Annotated in this window: 9 protein-coding genes; 2 read left to right on the top strand and 7 right to left on the bottom strand. The window is 70.5% G+C overall.

The annotated features are described in order from the left end of the window. Nucleotides 1-44: 44 nt before the first annotated feature. Both I5071_RS05105 and I5071_RS05100 read left to right on the top strand, forming a co-directional pair. Nucleotides 45-1,901 carry a serine/threonine protein kinase gene (locus tag I5071_RS05105; RefSeq protein ID WP_268921212.1) on the top strand — a complete coding sequence of 619 codons (1,857 nt, stop codon included), beginning with the start codon at nucleotides 45-47 and terminating at the stop codon, nucleotides 1,899-1,901. 25 nt (nucleotides 1,902-1,926) lie between these two features. Then, a complete protein-coding gene (locus I5071_RS05100; protein ID WP_236604253.1) occupies nucleotides 1,927-3,888 on the top strand; it encodes a bifunctional aldolase/short-chain dehydrogenase in 1,962 nt (653 codons plus the stop codon). 292 nt (nucleotides 3,889-4,180) lie between these two features. Here the strand turns inward: I5071_RS05100 and I5071_RS05095 are convergent, their stop codons facing one another. The 7 genes from I5071_RS05095 to bamA form a co-directional block, all read right to left on the bottom strand. Then, the gene (locus I5071_RS05095; RefSeq protein ID WP_236604252.1) at nucleotides 4,181-5,101 is read right to left on the bottom strand and encodes a YicC/YloC family endoribonuclease; all 921 of its coding nucleotides are present in this window, start codon (nucleotides 5,099-5,101) and stop codon (nucleotides 4,181-4,183) included. 35 nt (nucleotides 5,102-5,136) lie between these two features. Continuing rightward, complete coding sequence (locus I5071_RS05090) at nucleotides 5,137-5,649, bottom strand: DUF507 family protein (RefSeq protein WP_053235413.1); 513 nt, start codon at nucleotides 5,647-5,649, stop codon at nucleotides 5,137-5,139. A gap of 102 nt (nucleotides 5,650-5,751) precedes the next feature. Next, the gene (locus I5071_RS05085; protein WP_236604251.1) at nucleotides 5,752-6,381 is read right to left on the bottom strand and encodes an MlaC/ttg2D family ABC transporter substrate-binding protein; all 630 of its coding nucleotides are present in this window, start codon (nucleotides 6,379-6,381) and stop codon (nucleotides 5,752-5,754) included. 38 nt (nucleotides 6,382-6,419) lie between these two features. Beyond that, complete coding sequence (locus I5071_RS05080; RefSeq protein WP_236604250.1) at nucleotides 6,420-7,847, bottom strand: TolC family protein; 1,428 nt, start codon at nucleotides 7,845-7,847, stop codon at nucleotides 6,420-6,422. Between the two features lie 48 nt (nucleotides 7,848-7,895). Beyond that, complete coding sequence (fabZ, locus tag I5071_RS05075; RefSeq protein ID WP_236604249.1) at nucleotides 7,896-8,351, bottom strand: 3-hydroxyacyl-ACP dehydratase FabZ; 456 nt, start codon at nucleotides 8,349-8,351, stop codon at nucleotides 7,896-7,898. A 58-nt stretch (nucleotides 8,352-8,409) separates the two neighbouring features. Continuing rightward, nucleotides 8,410-9,033, bottom strand: coding sequence for an OmpH family outer membrane protein (locus tag I5071_RS05070; RefSeq protein ID WP_236604248.1), 624 nt, complete (start codon nucleotides 9,031-9,033; stop codon nucleotides 8,410-8,412). 145 nt (nucleotides 9,034-9,178) lie between these two features. Further along, nucleotides 9,179-11,740 carry an outer membrane protein assembly factor BamA gene (gene bamA / locus I5071_RS05065; RefSeq protein WP_236604247.1) on the bottom strand — a complete coding sequence of 854 codons (2,562 nt, stop codon included), beginning with the start codon at nucleotides 11,738-11,740 and terminating at the stop codon, nucleotides 9,179-9,181. Nucleotides 11,741-11,799 lie beyond the last annotated feature (59 nt).

Raw genomic sequence — 11,799 nt, 5'->3', positions numbered from 1 at the left:
TGAACGGCCCGGCGCGGGTTGCCGCGTGCTAGCCTCGACGCCGCGTGGCGGGGAGCCCTTGGAGATTCGGGCCCTACGAGCTCGTCAGCCGGCTCGGCGCGGGAGGGATGGCAGAGACCTTCCTCGCGGTGCGGCGCGGGCCCGGTGGGTTCGAGCAGCGCGTCTGCGTGAAGCGGATCCTGCCGGCGTTCGAGAAGGACGCCGCGTTCGTCCATCAGTTCCTCGAAGAAGCGCGGGTCTCGGCGCAGCTCCGGCACGCGAACATCGTGCAGGTCGTCGACTTCGGCGTGGCCGACGCGTCGCACTACCTGGCGCTCGAGCTGGTCGACGGGATGGACCTCTATCGTCTGCTCCGTGCGCTCGAGGAGCGCGGCGAGACGATGACGTCGGGGCTCGTGGTGCACCTCGCGAACGAGCTCGCGACGGCGCTCGACTACGCCCACAACCTGCAGGGACATCACGGCGCAGGGGGCGGCGGGCCGGTCGTGCACCGCGACATCTCGCCGTCGAACGTGCTGGTGAGCCGCGCGGGCGAGGTGAAGCTGACGGACTTCGGCATCGCGAAGGCGGTCTCGAAGTCGACGATGCTGACGACCACCGGGACCGTGAAGGGCAAGGTCCCGTACATGGCGCCCGAGTACGCGCTGCAGGGGCGCTTCGATGCGCGCGGGGATCTCTTCGCGCTCGGTGTGCTGCTCTTCGAGGCGCTCGCGGGGCGCCGGCCCTTCGTCGGCGCGACCGATCTGGACACGCTGCAGCGCATCAGCGAGGGACGTCGCCCCGGGCTCGCCGAGCTCTGCCCGAGCGCGCCGAAGACGCTCGTGGACGCGGTCGAGAAGCTGCTCGACCCGAGCCCGGACGCGCGCTTCCAGAGCGCGGCGGAGCTGGTCGACGCGCTGGTCGACATCGCGCCGCCGCCCACCGCGCGGCGGATCCTGGGCGATCTGGTGCGCCGCCTCGAGGAGACGACGCGCGCGGGCGCGCCGCCGAGCCAGCAGCCGGCGATCGCGTACGAGCCCACGAGCGCGATGCCCGGCGAGCGCCCGCAGTGGGGCGGAGGGCCGCAGCCGGCGTCGGGTCACGACGCGACGCGCACGCGCGCGCCCTTCGATGGGGCGCCGACGGTGATGACGCCGACGCCCGTGCCGCCGCCCTTCGGCAACACGAGCCCGCAGTACACGGCGACCGCGGTGGGGCCCGAGCTCGCCGCGCAGCTGGGCCCAGGAGGCTCCGCGTATCCGCCGGGCACGCCGCCGTCGTTCTCGCGCCCCGGAGCGTCGGGGCCGCCTGCGGAGCTCACGCGGCCGAGCGGCGCGACGCCGATGCCGGTCGAGTCGCTGCGCGAGCTGCCGCGACAGCGCTCGCTGATGCCGCTCGTCGGCGGCGTGGCCGCGGTCGCGCTGGTCGGGCTCGGCGCCGCGCTCGCGGTGCTGATGACGCGGACGAACGACGAGCCGTCGAGCATGGCGGGCGACTCGCCTCCGGTGCTGGTGCTGCCCGATGCCGGGTTCGCGCGAGCGTCGGAGGACGCGGGCGTCGTGGAGATCGACGCATGGGTCGCGCCGGTGGTGAGTGTCGATGCGGGCTCGGCCGAGAGCTCGCATCCCGGCGGAGGCCGGCGACGCCGCGACGCGGGCACGTCGCCTCCGCCTCCGCCGCCGCCACCCCCTCCCCCTCCGCCTCCCCCGCCGGTCGAGCGCGCGCCCGGCTCGGTGAGCATCGTCGTCATGCCGTTCGGCGAGGTCTGGATCGACGGCGACTACGTCGGCTCGTCGCCGATCCGTCGCTCGCTCTCCGCCGGCTCGCATCTGATCGAGGCCGGGCCCTCGCGCTCCGAGCGCACGATGCGCCGCACCGTCGAGATCGAGCCCGGTGAGCGACTCGAGATCGTGATGCGCTGACGCGGTGACGATATCCTCCGCGCGCATGGAGAGCCGCTACCGCGCCGAGGACGCGCCCACCGATCTGCTCCAGCTCCGCTGCTACACGTCGCGGCTGCTCGGCGCCGAGCCCTCGCTCGTGCTGCACGGCGGCGGCAACACGAGCGTGAAGGGCACGACGAAGGACTTCTTCGGCGACGACACCGACGTGCTCTGGGTGAAGGGCAGCGGCTGGGATCTCGCGACGATCGAGCCCGCGGGCTTCTCGCCGGTGCGCATGCGCGCGCTGCTGCGCATGGCCGATCTCACCGCGCTCTCCGACGTCGACATGGTGCGCGAGCAGCGCGCCGCGCTGCTCGATCCGAGCGCGCCCGATCCCTCGATCGAAGCGATCCTGCACGCGATCCTCCCGCACCGCTTCGTCGATCACACCCACGCCGATGCGGTGATCACGCTGACCAACACGCCCGACGGCGATGCCCGCATCCGCGCGGTGTTCGGTGATCGCGTGCTCTACGTGCCCTACGTCATGCCGGGGTTCGTCCTCGCGCGCGCGGTGCGCGAGATCACGCGGAGCGCCGACTGGTCTTCGCTCGAGGGCATGGTGCTGATGCACCACGGGCTCTTCACGTTCTCGGACGACGCGCGCGAGAGCTACGAGCGCACGATCCGTCTGGTGAGCGAGGCCGAGGACGCGCTGAAGAGGAGCGGCGCGTGGAGCGCGCCGCGTCGCGCCCCGCGCGCATCGGACATCGATCCGCGCGCGCTCGCGACGATCCGCCGCGAGGTCTCGCGCGCTGCCGGTCGAGCGATGATCGCGCGCGTCGACGCGAGCGAGGACGCAGCGGGCTACGCGTCGCGCGACGACGTCGCGCACATCGCGACGCGCGGCCCGGTCACGCCCGATCACGTGATCCGCACCAAGCGCGTGCCCGCGGTGATCGACGCCGATCCCGCCACCGCGATCGACGCCTACGCGCGCGAGTACGACGCGTACTTCACGCGCAACGACGATGGGTCGCGCACCCGCCTCGATCCCGCGCCGCGATGGGCGGTGTGGCGCGGCGTCGGCACGCTCGCGTTCGGCACCGCGGCGAAAGCGGCCGCGCAGATCGGCGACATCGCGCGCCACACGATCCGCTGCGTGCAGTGGGCCGAGGCGCTCGGCGGATGGACGCCGCTCGGAGAGCGCGATCTCTTCGACATGGAGTACTGGGAGCTCGAGCAGCGCAAGCTGCGCAAGCCCGGCGCGAGCCCCTCGCTCGCAGGGCGCGTCGCGCTGATCACCGGCGGCGCGAGCGGCATCGGGCGCGCGATCGCGCAGCGCTTCCGCGCCGAGGGCGCCGCGGTGTGCGTGCTCGATCGGCGCGCCGAGATCACGAGCGCGTGGAAGGGCGACGACGCGCTCGGCATCGCCTGCGACGTGACCGACACCGCGCAGGTGAACGCCGCGATCGACGCGTGCGTGCGCCGCTTCGGCGGCCTCGACCTGCTGGTCTCGAACGCAGGCGACTTCCCGCCGAGCAAGCGCATCGAGGAGCTCGACGACGCGTACTGGGAGCGCGCGCTCGCGCTCAACCTCACGTCGCACCTCAAGGTGCTGCGCGCCGCGACGCCGTACCTGCAGCTCGGCGTCGAGCCCGTCGTGATCATGATGGCGTCGCGCAACGTACCCGCGCCGGGCCCCGGCGCCGCGGCGTACTCGGTGAGCAAGGCGGGCGTCACGCAGCTCGCGCGCGTCGCCGCGATCGAGCTCGCGCCCGCGGGCGTGCGCGTCGACGTGCTGCACCCCGACAAGGTCTTCGACACCGAGCTGTGGAGCGACGAGACGATCGCGCTGCGCGCGAAGAGCTACGGCGTGAGCGTCGAGCAGTACAAGCGGCAGAACCTGCTGCGCGCCGAGGTGACCACCAAGGACGTCGCCGAGGCCGCGCTCGCCCTGGTGAAGATGCGCGCGACGACGGGCGCCCAGCTCCCGATCGACGGCGGCAGCGACCGCGTGATCTGATCCAGCCGCCGACGACTTCGGCATCGCACCCCAATTGCCGCGCGAAGCGCGGCGCTACTCGCGAGCGTCCGGGCCGCGGCAAGCAGAACCGCGGTACCGGGCGTGGGGAGGAGGGGCCGACGGGCCCACGCAGCGGGCCTGGGAGACGGCAAGCCGAGATCGTCGGCGAGCGAGCGGAGTGCGCGAACAGCGCACGCAGCGAGCGAAGCTCCGCGTCCCGAAGCTCGCGCCGCTCGTGAACGGCAGCCGCGAGCACCGGCCCTCCCCGCGCCTCTCGCCGAAGCGCTCGCGATCAGAGGACGTTCTGGACCTGCTCCCGCATGCGCTCGACGTCGGCCTTCACCTCGACGACGAGCCGCGCGGTCTCCGCGTCCGCGCTCTTCGCGCCGATCGTGTTCGCCTCGCGCGCCATCTCCTGCAGCAGGAAGTCGAGCCGGCGCCCCAGCGCCTCCGCCGCGCCCGTCGCGAGCAGCGCGCGGAACTGATCCGAGTGGCTGCGCAGGCGCGTGCACTCCTCGGTCACGTCGCAGCGATCGGCGAAGATCGCGATCTCCTGCTCGAGGCGTCCTTCCTCCAGCACACCGACCTGCGAGATCGTCCCGCCCACCTGCGCGAGCAGCTTCTCGATGCGCTCCGCGAGGCGGCGCCGCGCGTTGTCGACGACCTCGGGCACACGCGCCTCGATCGCCTCGACGTGCTCCACCAGCCGATCGACGCGCCCGTCGAGATCCGCCGCGAGCGCCGCGCCCTCGCGCGCGCGCATCTCCATCACGCCGCGACACGCCTGCTCGGTCGCGCGCGCCAGCGCCTCGCGCGCCACGCGCAGATCGGGCAGCCCGCGCGCGATGAACAGATCGGGCACCGACGCGAGCAACGAGAGCGGCAGCGGCTCGCGCGGCGAGAGCGCATCGCGCAGCGCGACGAGCTGCTCGTACGCCGCACGCGCCCGCGCCACGTCGAGCACCGGTGCGCCGATCGCGTCGCCCGAGATGCGCCCCGTCACCTCGACGCGCCCTCGCCCGAGCGCGTTGCGCACCGCCTCCTCGACGAACCCCGTGTGCTCGACCACCTCGGCGGGTAGTCGCACTCGCACCTCGAGATAGCGGTGGTTCACCGAGCGGATCTCGATGTGCACGCGCCCGGGCCCGAGCGGGGCCTCGCCGAGGCCGTGCCCCGTCATGCTCCGCAGTGTCGGGGTGGCGCTCTCGTGCATGGGAGATCCTCGACGCGCCGCTCAGGGCGCCCGGCTCAGGTGAGCCTCTTGTTGCGCTTGATCTGATCCATCACGCGCGCGTACTCGGTCTCGAACGCGGCGGTGCCTTCCTCGAGGTTCTTGATCTTCGAGCGCACCTCGCGATCGAGCTCCTGCTCCACGTCCATGTGGCGGCGCAGGATCGCGGTGATCTTCTTGCGGAGCACGTTGTCCTCCGCGAACACCTCTTCCACGTTGTTGCTGTGGAAGAGCATCTCGAGCACTTGCTCGAGGATGTACGGGAGCGTGTCCTCGCCGGTCGAGAGCTTCAGGTCCTTGGCGACCTGGGACTTCATCTTCCCCAGCTCGCTGTAGGTCATGCCCCGGATCTCCATCCGGGACTTCGCCTCGTCCGTCACGCGACGCTCTTGGCGCAGGTACTCCTTGAGCACCGACTCGATGTCCGCCTGCACCTCGTTCGGCGCCTCGGTCTCGATGTCACCGCCTTCCGTGAGCGTCCGGACGATCTCCTGGGCGATGACGGGAACCTTGCCGCTGAACAGTCGCATACGGGTTGGGCAGGCTAGTGCCCACATCTGTGCCCGTCAACGATCGCAAGGAAAAACGCGCTCACGAGCTCCGCGCCGGAGGACGCGCGAGCGCGCCCGAGATCACTCGGTGCGACCCGACGCGAGGCGCTCCTGCATGCGCGTGATCAGCGCGTCCCAGCCGTCCTGGCCGATGATCCGATTGAACTGACGGTTGTAGTTCCGGACCAGGCTGACCCCGTCGGTGTTCACGTCGAACACCCGCCACGCACCCTCGGTCAGGTGCATCGAGTAGGAGATCTCGACCGGCGGCTGACGGCGCTCCTGGCGCGAGCGCGCCTCGGTGAACACCACCGTTCCGTCGGAGATCGCCTCTTCGCGCGTGTAGCGCACCTCGAAGTCCTGGATGCGCTCGAGGTTCGCCTCGTAATTGCGCTCGACGAGCTGGCGCAGGAGATCGACGAACTGCGTGCGCTGCGCCGGCGTGCGCGACTCCCAGTGGGTCCCGAGCGCACGGCGCGAGAGCTCCTGGTAGTCGAGGAGCTGGCTCAGGATGCGCGTGACCTCCTGGCTGCGCGCGGCGCGCGCTGCGTCGGTCGAGGCGTCACGCCTCATGATGCGCGTGACCTCGTCGTGGCGCTGCCGGAGGAAGCGCGTCGCGGCCCCGCCCTCCTGGGCCGAGGCGATCGAGGCGATCGAGGTGAACGAGAGCGCGGCGAGCGCGAGGGCGAGGAAGATCGTGCGCATCGTCATGTGCGTGAGCCTCGTGACTGGCCTGGGGTCGCGGGGATTCAATCGCAGGCGTCTTCCCAGCGATCGGTGACGGGCATCGCCGAGACGCGCTCGAGGTTCGCGAGCGCGGAGTTGAAGTCGTGGATCGCCTGCAGATGCGAGTAGCGCGCCGTGAAATAGGCACGCACTGCGTCGACGAGATCGTTGGTCTCGGCGGTGCCGAGCTCGACCGCCTGGGCCGCGGTGATGAACCACGCGCGCGTCTCGCGCCGGCCGCGGTCGAACGCCGTCTCGCGATCGCGCGCCTCGACGACGGTGTTGTACGCGTCGGTGATCTCGAGCTCCATGCCGCGCCGCGCCTCCTCGAAGCGCATGCGCACGTCGTCGAGGAGCGCGCTCTCGCGATCGACGCGGTACGCGTTGCCCCAGAAGTCGAGTGACCACCGCAGCGCGATGCCCGCGCCGATGTTCATGTAGTTCGCGGGGTCGATGATGAACGGGTTCGTCTGGTCCGTGATGCCGGGCGCGTAGCTGATCGCGAAGCGATACGTCAGCGCGAGGTCGGGCCAGAACCCGGCGCGCGCGACGTCGAGGCTCGCCTCGCGCGCGCGCTGTGCGGCCTCGAGCATGCGCACCTCGGGGCGATCGCTCATCGCGCTCGAGACGTACTGGGTCAGCGGGCGCAGGCGCGCGTCGACGACCTGGATCGGACAGTCGGGCACGCGCAGCTCGCGCACGCCGCTGAGGATCTGGAGCGCCGCGTGCGAGCTCGCCTGGAGGTGCGCCGCCTGCGCCTGTCGCGCGCGAATCTCGGAGAGCGCAGCCGCGAGGCGGAAGCGATCCATCTCGTCGACCTCGGGATCGCCCTCCGCGATGCGATCGTCGGTGCGCTCGATCGCTTCTTCGAGCGCGGGCATGCCCTCGCGCAACATCTGCTGCACGTCGAGCGCGAGCTGCAGCGCGAAGTAGGCGCGACGCACGTCGTAGAGCAGCTGCGCACGCACGCGCGCGCGGTCGGACTCCGACGCGCGGATGCCGGCGCGCGCGGCCTCGCGCGCCGCGCCGAGCTTGCCGAACGTCCAGAGCGGGATCGCGCCCTGGAAGTCGAAGCCGAGCACGGGCTGCCACGGGTTCGAGAGCGGGACCTGCGCGTCGGGTGAGAGGATCGGACTGCCGCGCGCCTCGGGCGCGAGCGTGAAGCCCGCGGTCACCCACGACTGGAAGTAGGGCGTGACCCACGCCTCGTCGAGCTGCGCGCGCGCCGCGCGGATGCGCGCTTCGGCGGCGCGGATGCCGGGATAGCTGCGCTCCGCCGCGCGCAGGAGCTTCGCGAGATCGTAGACCGGTGGGCCCGCCGTCTCGCTCGCGCCCTCGCCGCTCTCGCTCGTCTCGCGGCTCGAGCCCGCGTCCTGCGCGACCGCCGCGAGTGGGAGCGCGAGCAGCGTCGCGATCGCGCTCAGCGCGAGGAGTCGGGCGGGCCTGCGCACGGCGCCCGGTTGTAGAAGGAAACAATCAGTGCGGCAATGTCGGCCGGCTCAATGGCTCGGCAGCTCGCCGCGATCCGTGAGCGCCGCGAGCAGCTCGGCCTGCGCGCACAGGTTGCCGTCGACCGTGGCGGTCGCGTGCGCCTTCCAGATGTTCGAGCGTCGCTGCGTGATCTCGACGTCGAGCACCATGCGATCGCCGGGCACCACCGGGCGTCGGAACTTCGCGGCGTCGAAGCCGAGGAAGTAGAGGACCTTCTGGCCGGGGTCGAAGGGCTCCGACGCGTACACGAGCACCGCGAGCAGCTGCGACATCGACTCGACGATGAGCACGCTCGGGAAGATCGGCTGACCCGGGAAGTGCCCCGGGAAGAACGGCTCGTTGTACGTGACGCACTTGAGCCCGCGCGCCGACTTGCGCGGGCTCAGCTCCGTCACGCGATCGAGGAGCAGGAACGGCGAGCGATGCGGGAGGATCCGGAGGATCCGTTCGACGTCGAGCTCCATGCGAGCACGATTCTACTCGAACGCGATCCGACTCGACGGAGCCTCCGCTCCGCGTCGCTCACTCCGCGCGCTTCGTCGGGGGACGGCGCGCGCCACCGCCGCCGCCAGTGCCGCCGGTCGCGCCACCGCCGGTCGTCGCAGCACCACCGCCACCACGCGTTCCACCGCCGCCGGCCGCAGCACCACCACCGCCGCCCTCACCGCCAGCTTCGCGGCCTTCGCCCGCGTTGTATCGCTGGATGACCTGGTCGGTGAGATCGAGGTTCGTCGGCACCCACACGACGCCGGCCTCGTTCCGCTCGATGATCAGCGTGTAGCCCTCGGCCTGTCCGATGCGGCGCAGGATCGACTGCATGCGCTCGACGATCTCGCCCGTCGCCTCGGCCTCGCGCTCCGCGAGCTCGCGCTGGTACTCGACGTACTGCTGCTGCAGGTCGACGAACGCCTTCTGGTACTCCTCGAGACGACGCTGCTTGGTCTCCTGCGACCAGAGCTCGATGTTCTTCTCGATGTCTTCCTTGAGCGCCTTCAGCTCGCCCTGACGCTTGTCGAGGTCGTCCTGGCGCTGCTTGAAGAGGCGCTTCAGGCGCGCCTTCGCGCGACGACCGTCCTCGGTCTCGTTGAGCGCGCGCTGGAGATCGACCACGGCGATGCGCACCTGCGCGTAGACTCGCGGCGCCACGAACGAGATCATCAGCGCCGCGGCGAGGGTGACGGCGTGCCGTTGGAGCTGGAGCAAAGGAGGTCTCCTCGAAAGGTGCGGTTGGCTACCCGTTCATATCCGACGGGTCAAGACCGAGCGGTATTTCAGATGCGGTCCGCTCGACTCAGAAGAAGTTGCCGATCGTGAACTGGAAGTCGATGTCCTGTTCGCGCCCCGGGATGCGCATGAACGGGAGGCCCCATTCGAAGCGCAGCGGGCCGAGCGGCGAGATCCAGCGGATGCCGAAGCCCCACGACGTGCGCAGATCGAACAGGTCGACGCGACACGGATCCGACGACGACACGTACTCCGACGGCTGCGGCAGCTGACAGATGTACTCGTCGAGGTTCCAGGCGTTGCCGCCGTCCGTGAAGATCACGCCGCGGATGCCGACCTGCTGGATGATCGGGAACTCGAGCTCGAGGTTGTAATAGAGCTGCATGTTCCCGCCGACCGGCTCACCGAACTGCGGCACGATGCCGCCGTCGGGCGGCGCGTACGTGCGGGGCACGCCGACGCGCGGACCGAGGCTGTTCAGCGGGAAGCCGCGGACGTTGAAGATGCCGCCGAGATAGAAGCGCTCGAACACCGGCGGACCGGGCGCCTGACGCGACGCGATCAAGCCCCACTCGGTGTTCATCTTCAGGACGACGCCGGAGAAGAGCTCCCAGTACCAGCGGAAGAACGCGCGGTGTCGCACCCAGCTCGTCGCGGAGCCGATCACCTCGTCCGCGACCTCGGTGGACCACGACGCGTAGAGACCGTTCTGCGGATAGATGCGGTTGTCGCGCGAGTCCCACGTCACCGTGAGGCGCAGCGAGCTCTGCAGACCGTTGCGGAAGTTGTTCTCGATCGGCAGCAGGTTGAGCTGGAAGAGGCCCTGCCCTGCGCCGAACCCGCCGGTGCGCGGCCCGATCTGCACGTAGTCCGCGCGGTACTGCGCGAAGAGCGAGAGTCGTCGATCGAAGATCGGATGTCCGAACGACAGCGATCCACCGGTCGAGTCGCGCGTGAACGAGCTGAATTGGCGGACCGTTTTGAACAGCTCTATCGCGAACGTCCAGTCGGTCCCGAAGAAGTACGGCTCGACGAATTGGATCTGCACCAATTGTCGTAGGCCGGAGAGCTGCAGCTGGAGGTTCAGCGACTGGCCGTTGCCGAACAGGTTCTGCTGCTGGACCTGCGCGGTGAAGATGAACGCCTCGATCGACGAGAAGCCCGCGCCGACGTTGAACGTGCCGGTCGGACGCTCCGCGACCTCGACGTTGACGACGATGCGATCGGGCGCGCTGCCGTCGCTCTCGCTGAGCTCGACGCGCTCGAAGTAGCCGAGCGCCTGGATGAACGCGCGCGACTGCTCGAGCTGGGTCTGGCTGTAGAGGTCGCCCTCGGCGATGCGGATCTCGCGGCGGATGACCGAGTCGCGCGTCTTGGTGTTGCCGCGGACGTTGATGCGCTCGATGCGCGTCAGCGGGCCACGGCGCACGACGATCGAGAGATCGACCGTGTTGCGCTCGAGATCGAGATCGGTCTCGGGCTGCACGTCGACGTGCGCGTAGCCGGCGTCGCGGTAGTGGCGCGTCACCGCGAGCAGCGAGGTGCCGAGCGCGGTGCGGCTGAACCAGTCACCGGGCTCCGCCGCGACGAGCTCGCGCACCTGGCGGCGACCGCCGAGCGGGTCGACCTCGTTGCCGTCGTCGTCCTGCTCGATCACGCGCAGCCGACCGATGCGGAAGCGCGGCCCTTCGGCGAGCGGGATCGTGATGTCGATGAAGCGGCGATCGGGCGTGAGCTCGATGCGCGGCGTGCCCACGCGCATCGTGAGGTAGCCGCGGTCGTAGTAGATCGCCTGGAGGCGCGTGACGTCCTCGTCGAAGCGCTCGTCCTGGAAGTTGTCGTTGTTGGTCAGGAACGAGAAGAAGCCCGTCTCGCCGGTCTGCATGATGCCGCGCAGATCGCCGCCCGAGATGTGGCGATTGCCGACGAAGCGGATCCGGCGGACGACGACCTCGTCGCCCTCCTGGATGCGGAAGACGACCTCGACCTCGTTGTTCGGCTGACGGACCAGGCGCGGCTCGATGCGCGCGAGGAAGTAGCCCTTCTCCGCGTAGAGATCGCGGATGCGCGTGAGCTGGCGCTGGACCTCCTGCATCGAGAGGATCGATCCCGCGCGGAGCTCGACGACCTCGTCGATGTCGCTGTTGCCGACCGACGAGTTGCCCTCGTAGCGCACCGCCGAGATCGAGGGGCGCTCGCGCACGCGGAAGATCAGATCGACGCGATCCTCGGCGGGCTCGGCCTCGACGCGGATGTCGTCGAAGAACCCGAGATCCCAGAGCGCACGCGCGTCGTCGGCGACGCGATCGTCGGTGCACACGTTGCCGGCGCGGGAGCGCACCGAGGCGAGCACGTCGTCGTCGCCGACGCGACGATTGCCGAGCACGCGCACGCGGCGGATGCGACGACCGTGGCAGAGGGTGCGGGGCACGCCGACGCCGGTCTCGGCGTCCTCGACGGGCTCGTACTCCTCTTCTTCCTCGGCCTCTTCTTCTTCCTCTTCCTCGAGGCCCTCTTCGTCCTCGAGGCCCGCCTCGTCCTCGTCCTCGTCGGCGACCTGCGCGGCGACTGGGATCACCAGTGTCAGCGACACGATCGCGAGAAGCGTGGCGTGGAGGGCGCGGCGCATGAGCTGGCGAGGATCCGTTTCGATCGGGGGAAAAGCCGCGGGTTTCCCCCGCAAACCGC

Origin of the sequence: Sandaracinus amylolyticus (assembly GCF_021631985.1) — a bacterium.
Lineage (GTDB): Bacteria > Myxococcota_A > Polyangia > Polyangiales > Sandaracinaceae > Sandaracinus > Sandaracinus amylolyticus_A.
This window is presented reverse-complemented; position numbering and strand designations above follow the sequence as displayed.